The organism is Streptomyces sp. NPDC023157 (genome assembly GCF_055560575.1).
In genome coordinates this window covers 718705-743749 of record NZ_JBVHIL010000001.1, presented here as the reverse complement: position 1 = coordinate 743749, position 25045 = coordinate 718705, and the positions used below count along the sequence as shown (strand labels likewise).

Here is a 25045-nt window from a genome sequence, read left to right as displayed (position 1 = left end):
AACGCCGCGACGAGGGGGGACCGCCGTGGCAGCCGTCCACGAGCAAGAGATCCTGGCGCGTTCGCTCGTCCGGGTCCGCACCCGCTCCGGCCAGGTCGTCGGGGCGGGCTTCCTCGTCGCCGCCGACACCGTGGCGACCTGCGCCCATGTCGTCGCCGAGGCGGCCGGGGAGCCCGGCGTCCCCGAGACGCCGCCGGACGGGCCGGTCCACCTCGACTTCCCGCTCCTGGACGGCCGCGCGGCCCGGGCCGCCGTCCTGACCTGGCGGGCGGACGCCGACATCGCCCTGCTCCGCCTCGACGCGCCCGTCCCCGGCGGCCGGCCGGTCCACCCCGCCGACGGCGACGGCGCCCGCCTCTGGGAGCACCCCTTCCGGGCCCTCGGCTTCCCCGCCCACTCCGACGGCGGCGTCTGGGCCACCGGCACCCTGCGCGGCACGCAGGGCGAGGGCTGGGTCCAGATGGAGACCGACCTGCCCGGGCAGCGGATCGTCCCCGGCTTCAGCGGCACCCCCGTCTGGGACGTGACGCAGCACGGCGTCGTCGGCATGACGGTCGCCGCCGACGGCGCCGCCGGATCCACCACCGCGTACCTCATCCCGCTCGCCGCCCTCCTCGACCCGGCCGTGCTGCCGCCGCGCAGCCCGTTCCGCGGCCTCGCCTCCTTCACGGAGGCCGACGCCGACGTCTTCCACGGGCGCGAGGAGGAGACCCGGGGCCTGCTCGCCGCCGTCGCCCGCCGCCCCCTGACCCTCGTCGTCGGCCCCTCGGGCTCCGGCAAGTCCTCCCTCGTCAGAGCCGGACTGCTGCCCGCGCTCCGGGCCGCCGGGACCACCGTCCGCGAACTCCGCGCCGTCCCCGGCACCCGCCCCGCCGCCGCCCTGGCCCATGCCCTCGTGCCCGTCCTCGAACCCGGCCTCGGGGAGGTCGCCCGGCTGCGCGAGACGGCCGAACTCGCCCGCCTCCTCGACACGGCGGACGGGCTGCCCGCCGCCCTTCGGGACCGGGTCCTCGCCCACGCGGGCGACGCCGGACACGTCCTCTTCGTGGACCAGCTGGAGGAGTACGCGGCGGCCGACCCCGCCGCCGCCCGCGCGCTGACCCGGCTCCTCGTCGCCCTCGGCGCCGGGCAGCCCGGCCGCCCCGCGTTACGGGTGGTGGCCACCGCCCGGGCCGAGTCCCTGGGCGCCCTCGTCACCCCCGAGGCCGCCGACGTGCTCAGCGACGCCACCCGCCTGCTCGCCCCGCTCTCCGCCGACGGCCTGTTCCGGGCCGTGACCGGACCGGTCGCCGCCGTACCCGGCCTGTGGTTCGAACCCGGCCTGCCCGAACGGATCGTCGCCGACGCGGGCGAGGAGCCCGGCCGGATGCCGCTGGTCGAGTTCGCCCTCACCCGCCTGTGGGAGGCCCGCGAGGGCGGCACCCTCACGCACACCGCGTACGACGCCGTCGGCGGCGTCGCGGGCGCCCTCGTCGGCTACGCCGAGGAAGCCCTGAGGGAACTGCTCCGCCCCGGCGAAGAGCCCCTGGCCCGCCGCCTGTTCGTCCAACTCGCCCGCCCCGAGCCCGACGGCGCCTTCGCCCGCCGCCCCGCCCGCACCGCCGAACTCGCCCCCGCCCTGGCAGACCTCGCCCGCCGACTCGCGCCGACGAAGCTGGTCGTCCTCGGCGCGGTGGGCGGCGAGGAGGCCGACGGTGCGGCGGAGGCGGCGGGTGCGGCCGGTGTCGATGTTGCCGTGGGGGCTGCCGGGACCGCCGGTGCCGCCGGGACCGCCGCCAGGGCCGCCCGGGAGACCGTCGAGCTCGCCCACGAATCCCTCACCACCCTCTGGCCCCGTCTGAACACCTGGCTCACCGAGTCCCGTGACTTCCGCGTCTGGCAGGAGCAGCTCCGCCGGGACCTCGCCCGCTGGCGTGAGCAGGGCCGCGAGCCGGCCGCCCTGCTCCGCGGTTCCAGTCTCGCCACCGCGCTGGACCGGCTGGCCCGCCATCCGGAGGACGTCGGCGACGCGGAACGCGCGTACATCCTCCTCGGCGACCGGGAGGCCCGCCGCGGCACCCGCAGGCTGTACGCGTTCCTCGCCGTCCTCGCCGCGATGGTCCTGCTGGCCGGCGGCCTCGCGGGCTGGGCGATCTACAACAACGGGCGCTACCAGGGCCAGTTGCGCGGCCAGGCCGCCCGTATCCTCGCCGACGTCTCCCTCCGTCACGAGGCCACCGGCCCCGCCACCGCCCTCCAACTGGCCCTCGCCGCCCGGGCGACGGACCCGAGCCCCGAGACGTACGGGGCACTGCTCCGCCAGTACGCGCGCGGCCAGTACCTGACCGGCAGCCATCCCGGTCTCTGGCCCGGCGCCTTCCAGCGGATGGACGTCACGCCGGACGGGCGGACGGCGACGGTCCTCTCGCTCCTCGACGACGGCACTCGGGCGGTGTCGGTGCTCACCGGCCTGGGCGGGGACGGCCCCCGCTCCCGGCGGCTGACGCGGATCCCCGCGAAGGCCCTGGAGGACGCCGACACCTCCGGCACGAGCGAACTCGCCCCCGACGGGCGGACCTTCGCCCTCGCGGACGGCAACGGCACGGTGTGGCTGTGGAGCCTGACCGGCGACGGCCCCGACGCCCCGCCCCGCGAGCTGCGGTCCGCCGACGCGCGCGGCCGCAACGTCAACGGCGTCCAGATGGACTTCAGCAGCGACGGCCGTCGCCTGCTGAGGATGCTGGCCTTCTACGACGCGACCGGCGCCACCGGGCCGGGTGACCGGTACGCGGCCCTCTCGGCCTGGGACGTCGCCTCGGGGCGACGGCTGCCGACCGCGCCCGGTCTGATCCCGGGCGACCCCCGCTACGCCGCCTTCACGGCCGACCCCGACCTGGTCCTCTTCCTGCCGGACGCGACGCCGGCCAGGACCGTGGTCCGCGCCTGGGCGACCGGGCGCGAGACCCGCTCCTTCGACGCGGACTACATGTCGGCCGTGATCGCCTCCGGCGGCGAACAGCTCGTCGTGGGCGACCCCGCCCAGGTCGTCCCCACGAGCGGTGCGCCGGGCCGCCCGCTGAAGCTGAACCCCGTGGTCGACGGCACAAAGGCGCTGGACCTGACGGGCGAGTACGCCGTGTCCAGTCCGGACGGCGGGGGCGCGGACGGCAGGAAGGAGCTGGACTTCGTCCAGGTGAGCACGGGCCGTCTCTTCCGGACCACGCTCCCGGAGCTGGAGGACCCCGAGCGCGTACTCGCCGCTCTTCCGGGCCCGGGGAGGAGCCTCACCCTGCTCGTCCCCGTCAAGGACGCGCTGCTGACCGCGCGGGCCGAGCCGGTGGACGCGCTGCCCCGCCCCGACGCGGCCGGCGAGCAGGTCTCCGGCGCGCTGTCCCCGGACGGCACCGGACTGGCCCGGGGCGGGGACACGTTCCTGGAGATCGTGACCACCGCGACCGGCCGCGCGCGGCGCGTGCCGCAACAACCCGGCGGTACCTACTCCGTCCCCTTCTGGACCGCCGACTCCCGCTGGGTGGTGCTGGAACAGGCGGGCGGGCTCTCGGCCTTCGCGGCGGCGGACCCCCGGCGCAGGGTCGACTTCGACCTCGACGGGTGGGACCCGGGCACGGACGAGCTGAAGGCGGTCGAACCGCTCGGCGGCAGCGAGGTCGCCGTCCTGACCTCCGACGGACGCCTCACTCTCTACGACGCCGCCACGGGCCGCCCCTCCGTCCCACCCGTGCTGTTCAAGCCCAGGACGGCGGCCGAACGGAGCAACCTCTTCGGACGCTACGGCATGCTCCGCGCCCGGCCCGGCCACCCCGACGAACTCGCGGTCGTGCTCGGCCGCGACACGGCGGACGGCCGCGTCCAGCTGTGGAACCTGCGGAGCCGCACCCGGCTGCGTACCCTCACCGTCGGCGGCCTGAACGGGACGTCCGAGCTGACCCGCCAGGTCGACCTCCTCTTCAGCCCCGACGGCCGCACCCTCACCACCTCCCACCCCGACGGCTTCGTGCGCCAGTGGTACGCCGACACGGGCCGCCCCGCCGCCCGCCCCCTCTCGTCCGGCGATGCCTTCACCCGGCTCATCGGCGCCGGCCCGGACGGCCTGCTCGTCACCACGAACCAGGCCGGCGACCCCCGCTTCTGGGACCAGCGCACCGGCCGCCTCCTCACCGACCTGCCGCTGCCCGCGTACCTCGGCCTCGACGTACGGGGCACGCGGCTGCTGGCCGCCGGGGACGGCTGGTACCAGGCGATCGACCTGCGCCCCGAGGAGATGGCGAAGGCGCTCTGCCGGAACGGGCTCGACCGGGACTTCACGGCGGACGAGCGCGCCCTCCTCCCGTCCGGCGCTCCCGACACACCGCCCTGTCGTACGGTGGGCGGGTGACCCCCGCCGACCTGCCCTTCTTCGTGTACGGGACGCTGCGCCCGGGCGCGTACAACCACGACCGTTTCCTGCTCGGCCGCACCGGCGCCGAGGAGGACGCCGTGCTGCCGGGGGCGCTGCTGCACGACGGGCCCGGGTACCCCTTCGCGGTGCCGGGCGGGGGCCGGGTCGCGGGCGCGCTGCTGACGGCCGCGCCCGGACGGTACGGCGAACTGCTCGGCGTACTGGACCGGTTGGAGGAGCCCGCCGGGTACGAGCGGGTCGTGCGGGAGGTCGTTCGGTCCGGGGACGGGGCGTACGTGCCCGCCTGGGTGTACGTGGCGGCGCCCGGCGCGCCGCTGGGCCCGGTCATCCCGAGCGGGGACTGGTTCAGGCGCCCGTAGCGTCCGGAGCCTCGCCTGCACCGGCCCCGACGCGCTCCAGCCGCACCGCGCACACCTTGAACTCGGGCATCCGGGAGACCGGGTCGAGCGCCGGGTTGGTGAGGGTGTTGGCGCGGCCCTCGCCCGCCCAGTGGAAGGGCATGAAGACGGTGTCGGGGCGGATCGCGGTGGTGATCCGGGCGGGTGCGACGGCCTTCCCGCGCCGCGAGTGCACGGCGACCGGTTCGCCCTCGGTGACGCCGACGCGTGCGGCGAGCCGGGGGTGCAGTTCCACGAAGGGGCCGGGCGCGGCGGCGTTCAGCTCGGGGACCCGACGGGTCTGCGCGCCCGACTGGTACTGGGAGACGACCCGCCCGGTGGTGAGGAGCACGGGGTAGTCGGCGTCCGTCTCCTCCGCCGCCGGTCGGTGCACGACGGGGACGAAGCGGGCCCGCCCGTCGGGCGTCGCGAAGCGGTCGAGGAAGAGGCGCGGGGTGCCGGGGTGGGGCGGCTCGCCGGGGCCGGTCCCGGGGCAGGGCCAGAAGACGCCCTGTTCCTCCTCGATGCGGCGGTAGCCGATGCCCGCGTAGTCGGCGGGGCCGCCCGCCGAGGCGCGCCGCAGCTCGTCGAAGACCTCCTCCGGGTCGCTGGGGAAGCCCTTCTCCCAGTCGAGCAGCGCGGCGAGCCCGTGCAGCACCTCCAGGTCGCCGCGGACGCCGGGCGGCGGGGTGAGGGCCTGGCGGCGCAGCAGCACCCTGCCCTCCAGGCTGGTGGTGGTGCCGGTCTCCTCGGCCCACTGGGTCACCGGCAGGACGACGTCGGCGAGTTCGGCCGTCTCGGACAGGACGACGTCGGCGACGGCCAGGAAGTCGAGGGACCGCAGCCGCTCCTCGATGTGCGCGGCGCGGGGCGCGGAGACGACCGGGTTGGAGCCCATGAGGAGCAGCGCCTTCACTTCGCCGCCGAGGGCGTCGAGGAGTTCGTACGCGCTGCGCCCGGGCCCCGGCAGGGATTCCGGCGCGACGCCCCACACGCCGGCGACGTGCGCCCGCGCGGCCGGGTCGTCGAGCTTGCGGTAGCCGGGGAGCTGGTCGGCCTTCTGGCCGTGTTCGCGGCCGCCCTGCCCGTTGCCCTGGCCGGTGAGGCAGCCGTAGCCGCTGTACGGGCGGCCGGCCTTGCCGGTGGCGAGGCACAGGTTGATCCAGGCGCCGACGGTGTCGGTGCCCTTGGACTGCTGCTCGGGGCCGCGGGCGGTGAGCACCATGCCGCTGTCGGCCTCGCAGAACATCCGTACGGCTTCCCGCAGTTGGGGTACGGGGACGCCGGTGAGACGCTCCACGTGCTCGGGCCAGTGGGACATGGCCCCGGCGCGGGCGGCGGGCCAGCCGTCGGTGCGGGCGGCGACGAACTCCTCGTCGACCCGGCCCTCGGCGACGACGAGGTGGAGCATGCCGAGGGCGAGCGCGAGGTCGGTGCCGGGGCGGGGCGCGAGGTGCAGGTCGGCCTGTTCGGCGGTGCGGGTGCGGCGCGGGTCGACGACGATCAGGGTGCCGCCGCCGGCCTTGAGTTCGGTGAGGTAGCGCAGCGCGGGCGGCATGGTCTCGGCGAGGTTGGAGCCGACGAGGATGACGCAGCCGGTCCTCGGGATGTCTTCCAGGGGGAACGGCAGGCCCCGGTCGAGGCCGAAGGCCCGCTGGTGGGCGGCGGCCGCGGAGGACATGCAGAAGCGCCCGTTGTAGTCGATCTGCGAGGTGGCGAGGACGAGCCGGGCGAACTTGCCGAGCGCGTACGCCTTCTCGTTGGTGAGTCCGCCGCCGCCGAAGACGCCCACGGCGTCGGGGCCGTGCCCGGCGCGGGTGCGGCGCAGCCCGTCGGCGACGGCGGCGAGCGCCTCGTCCCAGCCGGTGGGCTCCAGGCGGCCCGTCGCGGGGTCGCGGACCAGCGGTTCGGTGAGCCGGACCCGGCGGGAGAGCACGGCGGGCGCGGTGCGGCCCTTGCCGCACAGCGCGCCCCGGTTGACGGGGAAGCCGGGGCGCTCGACCACCTCCACGGGGAGTTCCGCGCCGGGTGTGGGGCGCAGGTTCATGCCGCACTGGAGGGCGCAGTAGGGGCAGTGCGTGGGGACGGTGCTGACCTCGGACATGGTCCGAGGGTGCGGCCGCCGTGTTACGGGCGGCCGCCCGCCGTATTACGGGGAGGGCGCCAGGCGCTCAGGTCAGGGCCGGGTCCGGGGTGAGGCGGCCAGGGCCTTCGCGACCCCGTCCTCGCGGGAGCCGAGGAAGTGCGGGTCGGGGCGCAGGGCCGCGTCGAGGGCGGCCTTCCCGGCGGCGGCGAGCTCGCGGGTGGTGCCGTAGTACCAGGTGGCGTCGTGGGGTTCGGCGACCCCGACGCCGTACGAGGCGACGCCGGCCGCGCCGCAGAGGGTGACGGCCCGCTTGATGTGGAAGTCCTGGGTGACGAGGACGGCCCGGTCGACGCCGAATATCTTCTTGGCGCGGACGCAGGAGTCCCAGGTGTCGAAGCCGGCGTAGTCGCTGACGACCTTGTCGTCCGGGACGCCGCGGGCGGCCAGGTATTTCCGCATGGCGCTCGGCTCGTCGTACTCGGTGCGGCTGTTGTCGCCGGTGACGAGCAGCACCCGGACCTTGCCGGTGCGGTAGAGCTCGGCGGCGGCGTCGAGGCGGTGCGCGAGGTACGGGGTGGGGCGCCCCTTCCACAGTCCGGCGCCGAAGACGACGGCGACGTCCTGCGTGGGCACGTCGGCGGTGGTCCGCAGCCGGTCCCCGGCGGTGGTGTGCATCCAGGTGGCCGGGGCGAGGGCGAGGACGGCGCCGAGCATGACGGCCTGGACGGTGCGGCGGCGGGCCCGGGTGGTCCGGGGGAGCGGCAGGCGTACGCCGCGCATGGGGGTCCTCCGTGGGGTGGTGCGGGGTCGGTCACCTGCTCCGACGCGTGGGAACGCCGTTCGGTTCACTCGTCGCGCCGGCCGGTTTCCCGTAGAGCGCGGCCGCCAGGCCCATGCCGAGCAGCATGCCGAGGAGCTGGGCGGCGGCGAAGGCGGGGACGGAGCCGGGGGCGATGCCGGTGAACGAGTCGGAGAAGGCGCGGCCGACGGTGGCCGCCGGGTTGGCGAAGGAGCCGGAGGAGGTGAACCAGATCGCCGCTCCGATGTAGCCGGCGACGGCGACCGGGGCGAGCGGGAGACGCCCGATGCGGCGCAGGCCCTGGACGACGAGGACGAGCCCGGCGGTGGCGACGGCCTCGCCGAGCAGCAGGTGCGGTTCGGCGCGCGGTGCGGTCGCGAGGGTGCCGGGCGCCCGCCCGAACATGGCCTCGGCGAGCAGGGCGCCCGCGACGGCGCCGGTGAGCTGGGCGGCGATGTACCCGGCGGCCTCCCCGGCCGGGCTCTCGCGGCGGCGCGACCACCACTCGGAGAGGGTGACGACGGGGTTGAAGTGGGCGCCGGAGAGCGGGCCGAGGAGGGCGATGAGCAGGCCGAGGCCGAGGGCGGAGGCGAGGGCGTTGGCGAGCAGCCGGACGCCGATGTCCTGGCTGAGGGAGTCGGCGCGGATGCCGGAGCCGACGATGACGGCGACGAGGGCGGCGGTGCCGGTGAACTCGGCGGTGACGCGTCGGGGGAGGGACGCGGGGGACATTCTCATAGCGGAAAATATATTCCGCAGGACGGAACCCGGAAAAGGGGTAGGTGTCCCCCCATACTCCCCCCTTACGATCCGCCCATGATCATCGACGCCGCGCTCGACGAAGCCGTCCGCAACAACGCGGCCTGGTGCGACACCATGTGCCGGGCCCACGGCCACCCCGGCGTGTTCGGCGCCCGCGCCTGGACCAACTCCCGCCGCACCCCGCTCTACTACCCGGACGCCGTCACCCTGACCGCCGACGCCGACGCGGCCGACGTCCTGGCCGGCATCGACCGCACCACCCCCGGCGCCTCCGTCAAGGACAGCCACGCCCGGCTCGACCTCGCCGCCGAAGGCTTCCGGCTCCTCTTCGAGGCCCAGTGGATCCACCGCCCCGCCGGCCTCCCGCGCCCCGCCGCCCCCACCGGCTGGCGCCCCGTGAACAGCCCCGCCGAACTCGCCGCCTGGGCCCTCGTCTGGAGCGACGGCGACCCGGACGAGGCCGCCCTCTTCCGCCCCGAGCTCCTCGCCGACCCGGCCACGACAATCCTCGCGGGCCACGCGCCCGACGGACGGATCACCGGCGGCGCCGTCCTCACCGACACCGGCACCGTCACCGGCATCTCCAACCTCTTCACCACCCCCGACACCCACCCCACCACCGCCTGGACAGCCGCCCTCTCCCACCTCACCCCCGACCGTGCCGCCGTCGGCTACGAATCGGGCGACGACCTGCCCCCGGCCCTAGCGGCGGGCTTCGAACCGATCGGCGCACTGAGGGTCTGGCTGGACGCGTAGGGGGCCTTCGACCCCGGGGGAGGGGACCCCACTGCGCCCCCGCCTCGGGCCCCACTGCGCCCCCGCGCTCCCGCCCCCGCCGTGTGGGCAATCGTCCCGCTGGGGCGGGACGGGTGGGCACACGGGACGGCGCCCTCAGCGGCGCCTCCGCTCCCCGCGCCTTGACCCGCACCCCCAGCGCCCCGTGCCCTGACCCGCGCCCCGCGCCCAAGCGCCCGCACCCCAGCCCGCCGCAAGCACCCGTGATGTCCCCGAAACGCCAGGGCAACCCGCCCCCGGCACGATCCCCCCATGACGACGCACGAGCGACCCGCCCCCACCCTGATCGCCGTAGGCCACGGCAGCCGTGACCCCCGCGCCGCCGCCACCCTCCGCCTCCTCGTCGACCGGGTCCGCGAACTCCGCCCGGGCCTGGACGTCCGGCTCGCGCACATCGAGCGGAACGCGCCCCGGCTCCCGGACGCGCTCGTGCCGGGGGCCGTGCTCGTGCCGCTGCTCTTCGCCCCGGGCCACCACGTCAAGCACGACCTGCCGGCCGCCGCCGCGCTCGCCCCCGGCACCCGGGTCGCCGCCCCGTTCGGCCCGCACCCGCTCCTCGTCGAGGCGCTCGCGGACCGGCTGACGGAGGCGGGGTGGACCGCCGGGGACGGGGCCTCGCGGGCCACCGGGGTGGTCCTGGCCGCGGCCGGTTCCCGCGACCCGGAGTCGGGCGCGGCGATCCGTACGATCGCCACCCGCCTCTCGGAACGCCTCGGCGGCGTCCCCGTCGTCCCCGCCTACACGTCCGCCGTCACCCCCACCGTCCCCGAAGCGCTCCGCGCCCTCGCGGCCCGCGGTCGCCACCGTGTGGCCGTCGCCTCCTGCTTCACCGCCCCGGGCCTCTTCGCGACCCGCGCCGCCGCCCACGCGCCCTGGCTGGCCTCCCGCCCCCTCGGCGCCCACCCGGCCCTGGCCCGCCTGGTCCTCCACCGCTACGACCGGGCCCTCGGGGCCGCCTCCGCCGCGCGGCCGGAACTCGCCTTCTCCGTAAGGTGATACGGGCCACGCCCGGCTGATTCGGCACCGCGCCTCCGGGGCCCCTGGTTATCGTCGGGGCAGTCGGGGACAGGGGAGGTGGCCCGTGCGCGGTGCCGTCAAGGGCGCATCGCTCGCCGGAATCGCCGCGGCCGTCGCCGTACTGGCCTCGCTCGCGGCCAACGCGGCCACGTCGGAGGCCCGTTGGCCGGGCGCGCTGGACCGGGTCCGGCAGCAGCCGTGGTGGTGGGTCGCCGGACTCGCGGCCGCCGGTGTGCTGGTGGCGGTCGTCGTGGCCTGGCGGCAGGAACGGGGCCCGGGGGTGGCGGGCGACCAGCCCCCGCCGTCGGTGCGGCCCGTCCCGGACTGGGTCGTCGACCGCGCGGAACGCGCCCGTACCGTCAAGGCGGTCTGCCGCGGGCGTACGGTCGCCCTCACGACCTCGCTGGAGGGCGCGGGCGGCTTCGGCAAGACGGTCCTCGCCCGGGCGGTGGCCGCGAGTCCCCGCGTACGGCGGCGTTTCCGGGGCCGCGTCTACACGGTCACCATCGGCCGGGACGTCCGGGGCCGCGCCGCGATCGCGGCGAAGGTGGCCGAGGCGACGCGTTTCCTCACCGGCGACACGACCGCCTTCGACGACCCCGGCCTCGCGGGCGACCACCTCGGCCGGCTCCTCGACCAGCGGCCGCGCACCCTGCTCCTCATCGACGACGTCTGGGACGCCGAACAGCTCGACCCCTTCCTGCGCGGCGGCGCCCGCTGCGTCCGCCTCGTCACCACCCGCGTCCCCGGCGCCCTGCCGCGCGGCACGGAGCGGGTCCGGGTCGACCAGATGACACCGGACCAGGCCCGCGCCGTCCTCACCTGGGAACTGCCCGCGCTCCCCGAGACCCTCGTCCGGGACCTGCTGGAGGCCACGGGCCGCTGGGCGCTCCTGCTGCGTCTCACCAACCGTCTCATCACCCGCCGGACGTCCACCGGCACCGACCCGGCCGCGGCGGCGGCGGAGGCCCTCCGTGACCTGGGCGCCCACGGTCCGGCCGCCGTGGACGGGGACACCGCCCCGTTCGACCTGGACGATCCGGCGCGCCGTGCGCGGGCGGTACGGGCGACCGTCGAGGCCGCCAGGACCCTGCTGCCCCCGGGCGGCGCCCGACGCCTCGCGGAACTCGCCGTCTTCGCGGAGGACGAGTCGATCCCGGTCCCGCTGGTGGCCCGTCTGTGGGCGGCCACCGGCGGCCTGACCGAGGCTGAGACCAGGTCGCTGTGCGTCGAGTTCGACCGCTTGTCCCTCGTCTCGCTCACCCCGGACCACGGGGGCCGCGTCACCCTCCACGACGTGCTCCGCGACTATCTGTACAAGGAGCTGGGCGACCCGGCGGCCACCGCTCTGCACGGCACGCTGGCCGACACCTGGGGCCGCACGCCCTGGGACCCCGGCGACGACGTCCGGGGCTACGTCCTGGACCACGCGATCGAGCACCTCCTCGCCGCCGGCCGCACGCAGGACGCGGAACGGGTCGCGACCGACCTGCGCTGGATCGAGACGCGGCTCCACCAGCGAGGCCCCATGGCGGCCTGGGCGGACCTGTTCGACGTCCCCACCGACATGGCCGCGGGCATGGCGGACGACCTCACCCGCGCCGCCCACCTCCTGACGCCGACCGATCCGCCGGAGCTCCTGACCGACGTCCTGCACGGCCGCCTGGAGTGGCTGCCCCTCTGGACCGGCCCGATCGCCGCCCGACGGCTGGACCCCGCGTTCGCGTCCCGGCCGCTGCTCCTCCACCGTGTCACCCCGCCGGACCTGCCCGAACCTGCCCTGCTCCGTACCTTCCTCGGCCACACCGGGCCCGTGTGGTCCGTCGCGGTCATGCCGGACGGCAGCTCGCTCGTCACCGTCGGAGCCGACGGCATGGCCCGCGGGCTCGACCCGGACAGCGGCGGCGAGTTCGCCCCCGACGTCCGGGGCAGCCGCTTCCGGGTCCTCGCGGTCGCCCCGGACGGCACCTGGCTGGCGACGGGCGGGACCGGCCGCACCTTCCACACCTGGAACCCGGACCGGGCCACCCCGCCGGTACGCGTCTTCGGCCCGGTCGGGGGCCGCGGGGCGTCCGTGCGTGCCCTGGCGACCGCCGCGGGCGGTGTCGCGACCGTCGCCACCGACGGCACTCTGGAGACCTGGAGCTTATGGGGGCAGCGCCTCGGCCAGGTCGTTCCGGACCGGGGCGACGAGTACACCTGCGTGGCCTTCGCCCCCGGCCGCGGATGGATGGCCGTCGGTGGCCGCCGGCACCTCTGGCTGGTCTCCTCGGACCTCGCCCGCACGGAGCGCCGCGGCCCCACCGCCGGAGCGCCGGTGAACGCCGTCGCCATCGCGCGGGACGGCAGCTGGATGGTCACCGCCGAGGCGAACGGGGTGCTCCAGATCTGGGACGAGAGGCCGCCCCGTCACCCCTCGCAGATCTCCGCGCACCACGGCCCCGCCACCGCCGTGGCGGTCTCGCCCGACGGAACGTGGCTGGTCAGCGGCGGCGAGGACGGCACCGTCGCGGTCTGGGACCGGGCGACGGGCGCCTGTCGCGCCCGCTACAGCGCCCACCGGGGCCCGGTCCGCGGCGTCGCCGTCACACCGTACGGCGACCAGCTCGTCAGCACCGGGGAGGACGGCGCGGTGCGGGTCTGGGACAGCCGGGAACTCGCGCGGCCGGCGTCCCGCGACGGCGCAGGGATGCGGACGGTCACGGTCGTCGGCGCCGGACGACTGGCCGTCGGGCACACGGACGGACGCACGCGGCTCTGCGACGCGGAGGGCGAGGACTGGAGCGACCCGCTGGCGTCCCTCGACGGCGAACACGACAGGCGGGTCGCCTTCGCCCCGCACGGCAGGTGGTACGCGGCGGTCGTCCGGAACGGATACGGAGTCCGGATCAAGGCCATCGCCGGGGAACTCGGCCCCCTGGGGACGTCCGTCGCCGATCTCGAACTCGGCGCCGGCACCTCGGCACACGCCCTGGCCGTGGCACCCGCCGGCACCTGGCTCGCGGTCGCGGACTCCTTTGGCTCCCTCCAGTTGTGGGACCTCTTCCCGGAGCGCCGGACCGCCACCGTCCCGGGCTCCCGGGCCACCGCCGGGCGAGCGGACGCGGTCGCCGTCGCGCCCGACGGGTCCTGGGTCGCCGTCCTGCGCCGCAGGCCGTCCCGCACGGGCGACGTCTCCCTGGTGCACGTCGTCCACCTCGCCGCGGACCGCACCGCCGCCACGCACCAGACCGAGATCGACTCCGGCGAGCGGTTCACCGCCCTCGCCGCCACCCCCGACGGCAGCCGTCTCCTCACCGCCTCCTCCACCGGCACCGTCAGCCACTGGGACCCCCGCACCGGCGCCCTCCTCGCCTCCCTCACCGACCCCGACGGCCCGGTCGACGGGCTCTCCGTCTCCCCCGACGGGAAGTGGATCGCCACCGCCGGCACCATGCTCCGCGTCCGGGACGCCGCCTCCGGCCGCACCGTCACCGGCGTCCGCGCCGAGACGCCGTTCACCTCCTGCGCCTGGCTGCCCGACGGCCGCGGACTCGTCGCCGTCGGTGAACGCGGCCTGTACGTCCACGAGTTCCGCGCCTGACCGCGTTCCGCGCCGCGTCCTCGCGCCACTTGTCGGTCCCGCCGGTTACCGTCGAGGCATGGAAGGCATCACAGAACCCACGGACCACGAGACCCCCGGCCACGACACCCCCGGCTACGACCTCGCCGCCACCGAGCGCTGGGCCGCGGAGCCCGACAAACGCCCGGGGCGGACCGCCTTCCAGCGCGACCGGGCCCGGGTCCTGCACTCCTCCGCGCTGCGCAGGCTCGCCGGCAAGACCCAGGTCGTCACGCCCGGCACGCTCAGCCACGCCTGGGACGCCAGCCCCCGCACCCGGCTCACCCACTCCCTGGAGTGCGCCCAGGTCGGCCGCGAGCTCGGGGCGGCGCTCGGCTGCGACCCCGACCTCGTCGAGGCGGCCTGCCTGGCCCACGACATGGGCCACCCGCCGTTCGGGCACAACGGCGAGCAGGCCCTCAACGACGTCGCCAAGGACTGCGGCGGCTTCGAGGGCAACGCCCAGTCGCTGCGCCTGCTCACCCGTATCGAGCCCAAGCGGTTCATCGCCGACCCCGACACCGGCAGGCCCCTCAGCGTCGGCCTCAACCTCACCCGCGCCACCCTCGACGCCGCCACCAAGTACCCGTGGGGGCGCGGCGGCCACCCCACCGACGCCGGCTCGCCGAAGTTCGGCGTGTACGAGGACGACCTGCCCGTCTTCGCCTGGATCCGGGCCGGCGCCCCCGCCCACCGCAAGTGCTTCGAGGCCCAGGTCATGGACTGGGCCGACGACGTGGCCTACTCGGTGCACGACGTCGAGGACGGCCTGCACGCCGGGCACATCGATCCCAACATGCTGCTCGCCGAGCCCGAGCGCGCCGACATCTGGGCCGTCGCCCTCGGCCGGTACGTACCGGAGGACACCGACCCGCAGGAGCTCGCCGACGCCCTCGACCGGCTCCTCGACCAGGAGTGGTGGCCGCACGGCTACGACGGGTCGGCCGTCGCCCAGGCCCGCCTCAAGGACGCCACCAGCCAGCTGATCGGCCGCTTCTGCCTCGCCGCCGAGCGGGCCACCCGGCAGGCCTTCGGCTCGGGCCGCCTCACCCGCTACGGCGCCGAACTCGTCGTCCCCCGCGAGACCCGCAACGAATGCGCCGTCCTCAAGGCCGTCGCCGACCGGTACGTGATGCAGCGCGCCGAACAGGAAGCGCTCCGCGCCGACCAGCGGATCGTCGTCGCCGAGCTCGCCGAGGCACTCACCGCCCGCGCCCCCGAGGGCCTCGACCCGCAGTTCCGCGCCCTGTTCGCCGAAGCGAGCGACGACCGTTCCCGCAAGCGGGTGATCGTCGACCAGATCGCCTCCCTCACCGACGCCTCCGCCCGCAGCCTCCACGACCGCTTCCGTACCCCCCGCCGCTAAGGGCCGTTCGCCCCCTTTCCCCCTCCGTCACTCGTGCGGGACCCTCGCTTCCACGCCCCGAGGCGGTACGGCCCGGGCCGGGCAGGGGGGCGTAGCGTAGTGAACCGGTCGCAACGAGGAGGAATGAACGTGGTCGACGCAGATCAGACCTTCGTCATCGTCGGCGGAGGCCTCGCCGGAGCCAAGGCCGCGGAGACGCTCCGCGCCGAGGGGTTCACCGGCCGGGTGATCCTCATCGGCGACGAACGCGAACACCCCTACGAGCGCCCACCGCTCTCCAAGGGCTTCCTCCTCGGCAAGGAGGACCGGGACTCCGTCTTCGTCCACGAACCGGGCTGGTACGCGCAGGCCGAGATCGAGCTCCACCTCGGCCAGACCGTCGTCGCCATCGACCGCGAGGCCCACACCGTCCGCCTCGGCGACGGCACCGTGATCCGCTACGACAAGCTGCTCCTCGCCACCGGCGCCGAGCCGCGCCGCCTGGACGTCCCCGGCACCGGGCTCGCCGGCGTCCACCACCTGCGCCGCCTCGCCCACGCCGACCGGCTGCGGAACGTCCTCGCCGCCCTCGGCCGCGACAACGGACACCTGGTGATCGCCGGGGCCGGCTGGATCGGCCTGGAGGTCGCCGCCGCCGCCCGTACGTACGGCGCCGAGGTCACCGTCATCGAGCCCGCCCCCACCCCGCTGCACCACGTCATCGGCCCCGAGCTCGGCCAGCTCTTCGCCGACCTGCACACCGAGCACGGCGTCCGCTTCCGGTTCGGCGCCAAGCTGACCGAGATCGTCGGCTCCGACGGCATGGTCCTCGCCGTCCGCACCGACGACGGCGAGGAGCACCCCGCCCACGACGTGCTCGCCGCCGTCGGCGCCGCCCCCCGCACCACCCTCGCCGAGAACGCCGGCCTCGCCCTCGTCGACCGCGCCGACGGCGGCGGCATCGCCGTCGACGAGTCGCTGCGCACCTCCGACCCCGACGTCTTCGCCGCGGGCGACGTCGCCGCCGCCCACCACCCCTCGCTGCACACCCGGCTGCGCGTCGAGCACTGGGCCAACGCCCTCAACGGCGGCCCGGCCGCCGCCCGCGCCATGCTCGGGCAGCACGTCTCGTACGACCGGGTCCCGTACTTCTTCTCCGACCAGTACGACCTCGGCCTGGAGTACTCGGGCTGGGCGCCGCCCGGCTCGTACGACCAGGTCGTGCTGCGCGGGGACGTCGGCAAGCGCGAGTTCATCGCCTTCTGGCTGAAGGAGGGCAGGGTGCTCGCCGGCATGAACGTGAATGTGTGGGACGTCACAGATCCGATCCAGAACCTGATCCGGTCCCGGGCGGGCGTGGACCCCGACGCCCTCGCCGACCCCTCCGTCCCCCTGGAGAGTCTGAGCTCCTGACTCGTCCCCGTAGAATTCATGCGTGGCAGGCAGGATCAACGATGACGACGTGAAGGCGGTACGGGACGCGGTCCCGATCGACGCCGTCGTGTCCGAGTACCTCCAGCTGCGCAACGCCGGCGGCGGGAACCTGAAGGGGCTCTGCCCCTTCCACGACGAGAAGTCGCCCTCCTTCCAGGTCAGCCCGAGCAAGGGACTCTTCCACTGCTTCGGCTGCCAGGAGGGCGGCGACACCATCGCCTTCGTGATGAAGATCGACCACCTCTCCTTCTCGGAGACGGTCGAACGCCTCGCCGCGAAGGCGGGCATCACCCTGCGCTACGAAGAGGGCGGCTACAACCCCGGCCACCAGCGCGGCGAGCGCACCCGCCTGGTCGAGGCCCACCAGGCCGCCGCGCAGTACTACGCCGAGCAACTCGGCTCCGCCGAAGCCGAGATCGGGCGCAAGTTCCTCGCCGAGCGCGGCTTCGACCAGGCCGCCGCCGCCCACTTCGGCGTCGGCTACTCCCCGGCCGGCTGGGACCACCTCACCCGCTTCCTGCGCGGCAAGGGCTTCTCCGACCGCGAGCTGATCCTCTCCGGCCTCTCCCAGGACGGCCGCCGCGGCCCCATCGACCGCTTCCGCGGCCGGCTCATGTGGCCCATCAAGGACGTCGGCGGCGACGTCGTCGGCTTCGGCGCCCGCAAGCTGCGCGAGGACGACAACGGGCCCAAGTACCTCAACACGCCCGAGACGCCGATCTACAAGAAGTCCCAGGTGCTCTACGGCATCGACCTGGCCAAGAAGGACATCGCCAAGGTCAGCCGCGCCGTCGTCGTCGAGGGCTACACCGACGTCATGGCCTGCCACCTGGCCGGCGTCACCACCGCCATCGCCACCTGCGGCACCGCCTTCGGCGGCGACCACATCAAGATCCTGCGCCGCCTCCTCATGGACAACGGCTCGGCCCGCGTCATCTTCACCTTCGACGGCGACGCCGCCGGCCAGAAGGCCGCCCTGCGCGCCTTCGAGGACGACCAGAAGTTCGCCGCCGAGACGTACATCGCCATCGCCCCCGACGGCATGGACCCCTGCGACCTGCGCCTCGCCAAGGGCGACGAGGCCGTCGCCGACCTCGTCCAGCCGCGCACCCCGCTCTTCGAGTTCGCGCTCCGCCACATCGTGAGCCGCTACGACCTGGAGATCCCCTCCGGCCGGGCCGCCGCCCTCGACGAGGCCGCCCCGATCGTCGCCCGGATCAAGAACGTCGCCTCGCAGCACGAGGTCGCCGTCCAGCTCGCCGGCATGCTCGGCATCCTCGACACCCAGTTCGTCGTCCGCCGGGTCGCCCAGATCGCCCGCTGGCAGCGCGGCGGCGGCAAGGACCAGGCCCCCGCCCGCGACGGCGCCCGGCAGCGGCGCACCTACGGCGAGGTCCAGGCCCCCGCCGCCACCGCCGGACCCGCGCTCAACCTGCGCAGCCCCGCCCACCGCACCGAGCGCGAGCTGCTCAAGCTGGCGCTCCAGCGCCCGGAGCTGGTCTCCCCGGCCTTCGACGCGTACGGGATCGACGAGTTCACCGCCGCGCCCTACGCGGCCGTCCGCCAGTGCGTCCAGGACGCGGGCGGCGCCACCGACGCCCCCTCCGACTACCTCGACGCGGTCCGCGAGGCCGCGCCCGACGACACCGTCCGCGCCCTCGTCACCGAGCTCGCCGTGGAGACCATCTTCGCCAGGACCGTCGACGAGGCCTACGCCGGCGACCAGCTCGTCACCGTCCGGCTGCGCGCCGTCGACCGGCGCATCCGCGACGTCCAGGGCACCCTGGCCCGCCTCGGCGCCCAGGGAGACCCGGGACAACTGGCCGCCGTTCAGAACGAGTTGTGGGTGCTCACCCAGTACGGGCAGTCGCTGCGTAACCACGGGGCCGCGGCCCTCTGACGGGCACGGCCACACGTTCGGTCACGTACCGGACTCAAAAAGTCACCGCACGCCCCTCGTGGCGGCGATGTGTCGTACCCCACACTGGGTGACGGTGCAGTCCCGCTGCCGTCACGCCCCCGAACCGGCAGCGATCACCCACCCCGGAGGTCGCCCCCCGTGCAGACCCAGACCGTCACCGTGCCCCAGGACCCCTCTCCGGCCGAACTCGGCGCCGTCGAACAGGAACCAGAAGTCGTCCCGCCCCCGCGTCGCCGCGCCGACCCCGGTGGCGCCGGGCCCTCCTCCGACCTCTTCCGGCAGTACCTGCGGGAGATAGGCCGCGTCCCGCTGCTCACCGCGGCGGAGGAGGTCGACCTCGCGCGCCGGGTCGAGGCCGGGCTGTTCGCCGAGGAGAAGCTGGCCAACACCCCCGACCTGGACACCCGGCTGGCCCTCGACCTGGACCGGCTCGTGGTGCTCGGCCGGATCGCCAAACGCCGGCTCATCGAGGCCAACCTGCGGCTCGTCGTCTCCGTCGCCAAGCGGTACGTGGGCCGCGGCCTGACCATGCTCGACCTGGTCCAGGAGGGCAACCTCGGCCTGATCAGGGCCGTCGAGAAGTTCGACTACGCGCGCGGCTACAAGTTCTCCACGTACGCGACCTGGTGGATCCGCCAGGCGATGTCCCGGGCCCTCGCCGACCAGGCCCGGACCATCCGCGTCCCCGTGCACGTCGTCGAACTCATCAACCGGGTCATCCGCGTCCAGCGCCGGATGCTCCAGGAACGCGGCTACGAGCCCACCTCCGAGGAGGTCGCCGCCCAGCTCGACCTCGCCCCCGAACGGGTCGGCGAGGTGCTGCGGCTCGCCCAGGAACCCGTCTCGCTGCACGCCCCCGTCGGCGAGGAGGACGACGTCGCCCTCGGCGACCTCATCGAGGACGGCGACGCCGCGTCCCCCGTCGAGTCCGCCGCCTTCCTGCTGCTGCGCGAACACCTGGAGGCCGTGCTCTCCACCCTCGGCGAACGCGAACGCAAGGTCGTCCAGCTCCGCTACGGCCTCGACGACGGCCGCCCCCGCACCCTGGAGGAGATCGGACAGCTCTTCGGCGTGACGCGCGAACGCATCCGCCAGATCGAGTCCAAGACCCTCAACAAACTGCGCGACCACGCCTACGCGGACCAGCTGCGCGGCTACCTCGACTAGGGCCTGTCCGGCGCGGGACGCACACGACCCATGCCGCACCCCGTGCGGCATGGGTCGATGGATGCGCGTGCGGCAACGAGGCCGCCGGTCAGTCGACTTCGGCGACCGCCTGCGCGAACTGGGCCGCGTACAGGCGGGCATACGCCCCGCCCGAGGCCAACAGCTCCTCGTGCGTGCCCTGTTCGACGATCGAGCCGTTCTCCATCACCAGGATCACGTCCGCGTCCCGGATGGTGGAGAGCCGGTGCGCGATCACGAACGAGGTCCGCCCGTGCGCGAGCCGGGCCATCGCCTTCTGGATCAGCACCTCGGTACGGGTGTCGACCGAGCTGGTCGCCTCGTCGAGGACCAGGATCACCGGGTCGGACAGGAACGCCCGCGCGATGGTGATCAGCTGCTTCTCGCCGGCGCTGACGCCCGCGCCCTCGTCGTCGATGACGGTGTCGTACCCCTCGGGCAGGGTGCGGATGAAGCGGTCGGCGTGCGCGGCCCGCGCCGCCTCCTCGATCTCCGCCCGGCTCACCTCGCGCGTCGTGCCGTACGCGATGTTCTCGGCGATGGTGCCGCCGAAGAGCCAGGTGTCCTGGAGGACCATGCCGATCCCGGCCCGCAGGTCCTCGCGGGCCATCTTCGCGACGTCGACCCCGTCGAGGGTGATCCGCCCGCCGGTCACCTCGTAGAACCGCATCAGCAGGTTCACCAGCGTCGTCTTGCCCGCGCCCGTCGGGCCGACGATCGCGACCGTCTGACCCGGCTCCACCGCGAGCGACAGGTCCTCGATCAGCGGCTTGTCCACCTCGTAACGGAAGGACACGCCCTCCAGGGCGACCTTGCCCTTGAGGTCGGCCGGGCGCTCGACGACCGGGGCGTCCGGCGCCTGCTCCTCCGCGTCGAGCAGCTCGAAGATCCGCTCGGCCGAGGCGACACCCGACTGCACCAGGTTCGCCATCGAGGCGACCTGGGTCAGCGGCATCGAGAACTGCCGGGAGTACTGGATGAAGGCCTGCACGTCACCGATGGACAGGCTGCCGCTCGCCACCCGCAGACCGCCGACCACGGCCACCAGGACGTAGTTCAGGTTCGACACGAACATCATCACCGGCTGCATCACGCCGCTGTTGAACTGGGCCTTGAACCCGGCCTCGTACAACGCCTCGTTCTGCTCGTGGAAGTCCTTCCCGGACTCCTCCTGCCGGCCGAAGACCTTCACCAGCGTGTGGCCGGTGTACATCTCCTCGACATGGGCGTTCAGCTTGCCCGTGGACTTCCACTGCTGCACGAAGTGCGGCTGCGACCGCTTGCCGATCTTCGTGGCCACCACCACCGACACCGGCACCGTCACCAGCGCCACCAGGGCGAGCAGCGGCGAGATCCAGAACATCATCGCGAGCACGCCGACGATCGTGAGCAGCGAGTTGATCAGCTGGCCCATCGACTGCTGGAGGGTCTGCGAGATGTTGTCGATGTCATTGGTCGCCCGGGACAGCACCTCGCCGCGCTTCGCCTTGTCGAAGTACGACAGCGGCAGCCGCGCCAGCTTCGTCTGCACGTCCTCGCGCATCCGGTACACGGTCCGGTTGATCACCTTGATCGACATGCGCGTCGAGACCAGCATCAGCAGGCCCGCCAGCACGTACACGACCAGCACCAGGCCGAGGACCTCGCCGACCGCCGTGAAGTCGATGCCCTTGCCCGGGGTGAAGTCCACCCCGGACAGCATGTCCGCCATCCCGGAGTCGCCCTTGGCGCGCAGCCCCGCCAGCGCCTGCTCCTTCGTGGCGCCCTCGGGCATCTGCCGCCCGACCACACCCGCGAAGATCAGGTCGGTCGCCCGGCCGAGGATCTTCGGCCCGACCACCGAGGCCGCCACCGACAGCACGCCGGCGACGAGCATCACCCACAGCGAGCTCCGCTCCGGCGCCAGCTGCTTGAGCAGCCGCTTCCCGGAGCCCTTGAAGTCCATGGAGCGCTGGTCGGGGCCACCGCCGGCCATGGGCATACGTGGACCCGCCATCAGGCCGCCTCCGCCTCGGTCAGCTGGGAGAGCACGATCTCCCGGTACGTCTCGTTCTCCGCCATCAGCTCGTGGTGCCGTCCGGTGCCGACGACCCGGCCCTCGTCGAGGACCACGATCCGGTCGGCGTCCCGGATGGTCGACACGCGCTGCGCGACGATGACCACCGTCGCGTCGGAGGTCTCCGCGGAGAGCGCCGCCCGCAGCAGGGCGTCCGTCTCGTAGTCGAGCGCCGAGAACGAGTCGTCGAACAGGTAGATCTCCGGCCGCTGCACCAGCGTGCGCGCGATCGCGAGCCGCTGCCGCTGACCGCCCGACACGTTCGTGCCGCCCTGCGCGATCGGCGCGTTCAGCCCGGCCTCCAGCTTCTTCACGAAGTCGGCGGCCTGCGCGACCTCCAGGGCGTGCCACAGCTCGTCGTCGGTGGCGTCCGGCTTCCCGTACCGCAGGTTGGTCGCGACCGTCCCGGAGAACAGGTACGGCTTCTGCGGGACGAGCCCGACCGTCCTCGCCATCAGCGTCGGCTCCAGCTCGCGCACGTCCACGCCGTCGACCAGCACCTCGCCGCCCGTCACGTCGAACAGGCGGGGCACCAGACCCAGCAGCGTCGACTTGCCGCTGCCGGTCGAACCGATGATCGCGGTCGTCTCGCCCGGCCGGGCGACCAGACCGACGTCCTTGAGCACCGACTCCTCGGCGCCCGGGTACCGGAAGTCCGCGCTCTTGACCTCCAGGTGCCCGCGCCGGCTCAGCGTCGTCACCGGCGCGGCCGGCGGGACCACGCTGGACTCGGTCGCCAGGACCTCCTCGATGCGCTCGGCGCACACCTCGGCCCGCGGCACCATCATGAACATGAAGGTGGCCATCATGACCGCCATCACGATCTGCATCAGATAGGCGAGGAAGGCGGTCAGCGCGCCGATCTCCATCCCGCCGCTGTCGATGCGGTGCGCGCCGAACCAGACGACGGCGATCGACGACACGTTCACGACCGTCATCACGGTCGGGAACATGAGCGCCATGAGCCGCCCGGTGGACATCGACACCTCGGTCAGCTCGGCGTTCGAGCCCTTGAACCGCTCGCGCTCGTAGTCGTCCTTCACGAACGCCCGGATGACCCGGTTGCCGGTGATCTGCTCGCGCAGCACCCGGTTCACCGTGTCGAGCCGGGTCTGCATGGTGCGGAACAGCGGGCGCATCCTCCGCACGATCAGCGAGACGGCGATGCCGAGCACCGGCACCACCGCGAGCAGCACCGCCGACAGCGGCACGTCCTGGCCGAGCGCCATGACGATGCCGCCGACGCACATGATCGGCGCGGAGACCATCAGGGTGAACGCCATCAGGACCAGCATCTGGACCTGCTGCACGTCGTTGGTCGTCCGGGTGATCAGCGACGGCGCGCCGAAGTGCCCGACCTCGCGGGACGAGAACGACTGCACCCGGTCGAAGACCGCGGCCCGCACGTCCCGCCCGAGCGCGGACGCGGTGCGCGCCCCGAAGTAGACGGCCCCGATGTTGCAGACGACCTGGAGCACGGACACGCCGATCATCAGCGCGCCGAACCGCAGGATGTAGCCGGTGTCCCCGTTCACGACACCGTTGTCGATGATGTCGGCGTTCAGGGTCGGCAGGTAGAGCGTGGCGCTGGTCTGCAGCAGTTGCAGCACCACGAGCAGGGCGATGGGTTTTCTGTACGGCTGTAGGTGGGTCCGGAGAAGTCTTATGAGCACGGGTTCTACTATCGCCCGCGCGGCGGTGGTGTTACGACTGGGTTTTGGGGCCGGGCGGGAGGCCTGGGGAAGTCTTTACGAAGCGGGGGCACCGACCCTCGCCCTCGCCCCGCTCCCGCCCTCGCCTCAGCCGCCGAAGGCCCCGGGATGGATCTGCTCGCGGGTCGCGACGTACTGCTGGCGCACGGCCTGGCCGACGGCCAGCTCGTCGCCGGGCTCGAAGACCTGGGCGGCGGCGCCCTGCCAGGCAGGGGGAGTGGAGGGGGCGAGGGTGCCCCGGGACACGCCCAGCGCCCAGGCGGCCTGCCGGGCCGCGCCGAGCGCCGCGTAGTCGGCCGGCTGGGGGACGACGACCTGCGCGCCGAACAGCGCGGGCGCGATGGCCTGCACGGCCGGCAGCCCCGCCACCGCGCCGAGCAGGAACACCCGCCGCACCTCGACGCCCCGGCCGCGGAGCACGTCCATGGCGTCGGCGAGGGAGCACAGCATGCCCTCGAAGGAGGCCCGGGCCAGGTGCTCGGGCTTCATCGACTCGCGGCGCAGCCCGGAGAGGGTGCCGGCGGTGTGCGGCAGGTTCGGGGTGCGCTCGCCCTCCAGGTAGGGCAGCAGGACGAGCCCGGAGGAGCCGGGGGTGGAGGTGAGGGCGAGCGCGGAGAGCTCGTCCAGGGACTCGACACCCAGCATCTCGGCGGTGCCGCGCAGCGCCCGTACCGCGTTCGAGGTGTGCACGACGGGCAGGTGCATGCCGGTGGCGTCGGCGTACGAGGTGATCGCGCCGTCCGGGTCGGTGAGGGCCTCGTGGTGGACGGCCATGACGGAACCGGAGGCGCCGAGGGAGACCACCGCGTCCCCGGTACCCAGGCCGAGCCCGAGGGCGGCCGCCATCGTCTCGCCCGTACCGGCGGAGATGAGCAGCCCCTCCGGCGTGGTGCCGGCGGCCTCGGCGGGGCCGAGCACCTCCGGGAGCACGGCCTGGTGCCCGAGCGCCAGCTCGACCAGGTCGGGGCGGTACGTGTTGCCGCGGGCGGACCAGTAGCCGGTGGTGGAGGCGGCGCCGCGGTCGGTGGTGCGGCGGGCGGGACGGCCCAGCAGCTGCCAGACCAGCCAGTCGTGCGGCTGGAGGAGCATCGCGATCCGCTGGGCGTGCTCGGGCTCGGTGCGGGCCAGCCAGCGCAGCTTCGCGAGGGGCAGCCCGGAGTGCGGGACGACCCCGACGGCCTCGGCCCAGGCGGAGCGCCCGCCGAGGCCCTCGACGAGATCGGCGGCGGCGACCTGGGCCCGCTTGTCGTTGCCGACCAGCGCGGGCCGCACGAGGGCGCCCTGCGGGTCGAGCGGCACCAGGCCGTGCTGCTGCGCGGCGACCCCGATGGCCTCGACGCCTTCGAGCAGGCCGCCGGTCGCCGCCTCACCGAGGGAGAGCAGCCAGGCCTGCGGATCGACGTCGGTGGCCTTGGGTTCGACGGGGTGCGCGGCATGGCCCTGCCGCAGCACGGCGCCCGTGTCCGCGTCGCACACGACGATGCGCGTGGAGTCCGAAGAGCTGTCGAGTCCGGCGACTATCCCCATGGCACATGATTCTGCCGTACGCGGGGCCG

Annotated in this window: 15 protein-coding genes; 9 read left to right on the top strand and 6 right to left on the bottom strand. The window is 74.5% G+C overall.

Annotated elements, in window-relative coordinates; all coding sequences use genetic code 11:
* The first annotated feature begins 25 nt into the window (after nucleotides 1–25).
* Entirely contained in the window at nucleotides 26–4375 is a 4350-nt protein-coding gene (locus ACZ3ZE_RS03450; RefSeq protein WP_467257188.1) for an nSTAND1 domain-containing NTPase, read from the top strand.
* On the top strand, nucleotides 4372–4758 hold the full coding sequence (locus ACZ3ZE_RS03445) for a gamma-glutamylcyclotransferase family protein (protein ID WP_361163372.1): 387 nt from the start codon (nucleotides 4372–4374) through the stop codon (nucleotides 4756–4758). The genes ACZ3ZE_RS03450 and ACZ3ZE_RS03445 overlap by 4 nt, the downstream gene beginning before the upstream one ends.
* Here the strand turns inward: ACZ3ZE_RS03445 and ACZ3ZE_RS03440 are convergent.
* The 3 genes from ACZ3ZE_RS03440 to ACZ3ZE_RS03430 all read right to left on the bottom strand — a co-directional run bounded on the left by ACZ3ZE_RS03440 (nucleotide 4745) and on the right by ACZ3ZE_RS03430 (nucleotide 8399).
* Entirely contained in the window at nucleotides 4745–6880 is a 2136-nt protein-coding gene (locus ACZ3ZE_RS03440) for a molybdopterin oxidoreductase family protein (RefSeq protein ID WP_467257186.1), read from the bottom strand. The two genes, ACZ3ZE_RS03445 and ACZ3ZE_RS03440, sit on opposite strands and share 14 nt — an antisense overlap.
* A gap of 72 nt (nucleotides 6881–6952) precedes the next feature.
* Nucleotides 6953–7642, bottom strand: coding sequence for a SanA/YdcF family protein (locus ACZ3ZE_RS03435; protein ID WP_467257184.1), 690 nt, complete (start codon nucleotides 7640–7642; stop codon nucleotides 6953–6955).
* 31 nt (nucleotides 7643–7673) lie between these two features.
* The gene (locus ACZ3ZE_RS03430) at nucleotides 7674–8399 is read right to left on the bottom strand and encodes an aquaporin (RefSeq protein ID WP_361163378.1); all 726 of its coding nucleotides are present in this window, start codon (nucleotides 8397–8399) and stop codon (nucleotides 7674–7676) included.
* Between the two features lie 78 nt (nucleotides 8400–8477).
* Here ACZ3ZE_RS03430 and ACZ3ZE_RS03425 point away from each other — a divergent pair, with 78 nt between their 5' ends.
* From ACZ3ZE_RS03425 to ACZ3ZE_RS03395, 7 genes are all read left to right on the top strand, one after another.
* Nucleotides 8478–9179 carry a hypothetical protein gene (locus tag ACZ3ZE_RS03425; protein ID WP_467257182.1) on the top strand — a complete coding sequence of 234 codons (702 nt, stop codon included), beginning with the start codon at nucleotides 8478–8480 and terminating at the stop codon, nucleotides 9177–9179.
* 291 nt (nucleotides 9180–9470) lie between these two features.
* Complete coding sequence (locus ACZ3ZE_RS03420; RefSeq protein ID WP_467257181.1) at nucleotides 9471–10214, top strand: sirohydrochlorin chelatase; 744 nt, start codon at nucleotides 9471–9473, stop codon at nucleotides 10212–10214.
* 85 nt (nucleotides 10215–10299) lie between these two features.
* Nucleotides 10300–13818 carry an NB-ARC domain-containing protein gene (locus ACZ3ZE_RS03415; protein WP_467257179.1) on the top strand — a complete coding sequence of 1173 codons (3519 nt, stop codon included), beginning with the start codon at nucleotides 10300–10302 and terminating at the stop codon, nucleotides 13816–13818.
* 58 nt (nucleotides 13819–13876) lie between these two features.
* Entirely contained in the window at nucleotides 13877–15202 is a 1326-nt protein-coding gene (locus tag ACZ3ZE_RS03410; RefSeq protein WP_361163386.1) for a deoxyguanosinetriphosphate triphosphohydrolase, read from the top strand.
* 129 nt (nucleotides 15203–15331) lie between these two features.
* Nucleotides 15332–16594 carry an NAD(P)/FAD-dependent oxidoreductase gene (locus ACZ3ZE_RS03405; RefSeq protein WP_361624054.1) on the top strand — a complete coding sequence of 421 codons (1263 nt, stop codon included), beginning with the start codon at nucleotides 15332–15334 and terminating at the stop codon, nucleotides 16592–16594.
* Between the two features lie 22 nt (nucleotides 16595–16616).
* Nucleotides 16617–18515: a DNA primase gene (gene dnaG / locus ACZ3ZE_RS03400; protein WP_467257177.1), complete on the top strand. Its 1899-nt coding sequence runs from the start codon at nucleotides 16617–16619 to the stop codon at nucleotides 18513–18515.
* A gap of 69 nt (nucleotides 18516–18584) precedes the next feature.
* Nucleotides 18585–19703 (top strand): RNA polymerase sigma factor, encoded by a 1119-nt coding sequence (locus ACZ3ZE_RS03395; protein WP_467257176.1) that lies wholly within the window; start codon nucleotides 18585–18587, stop codon nucleotides 19701–19703.
* Between the two features lie 88 nt (nucleotides 19704–19791).
* Here the strand turns inward: ACZ3ZE_RS03395 and ACZ3ZE_RS03390 are convergent, their stop codons facing one another.
* From ACZ3ZE_RS03390 to ACZ3ZE_RS03380, 3 genes are all read right to left on the bottom strand, one after another.
* Nucleotides 19792–21717, bottom strand: a complete 1926-nt coding sequence (locus tag ACZ3ZE_RS03390) for an ABC transporter ATP-binding protein (RefSeq protein WP_467257174.1) — start codon at nucleotides 21715–21717, stop codon at nucleotides 19792–19794.
* Entirely contained in the window at nucleotides 21717–23450 is a 1734-nt protein-coding gene (locus ACZ3ZE_RS03385; RefSeq protein WP_442303831.1) for an ABC transporter ATP-binding protein, read from the bottom strand. The genes ACZ3ZE_RS03390 and ACZ3ZE_RS03385 overlap by 1 nt, the downstream gene beginning before the upstream one ends.
* A 126-nt stretch (nucleotides 23451–23576) precedes the next feature.
* Nucleotides 23577–25016 (bottom strand): FGGY family carbohydrate kinase, encoded by a 1440-nt coding sequence (locus ACZ3ZE_RS03380; protein WP_467257172.1) that lies wholly within the window; start codon nucleotides 25014–25016, stop codon nucleotides 23577–23579.
* Nucleotides 25017–25045: the final 29 nt, after the last annotated feature.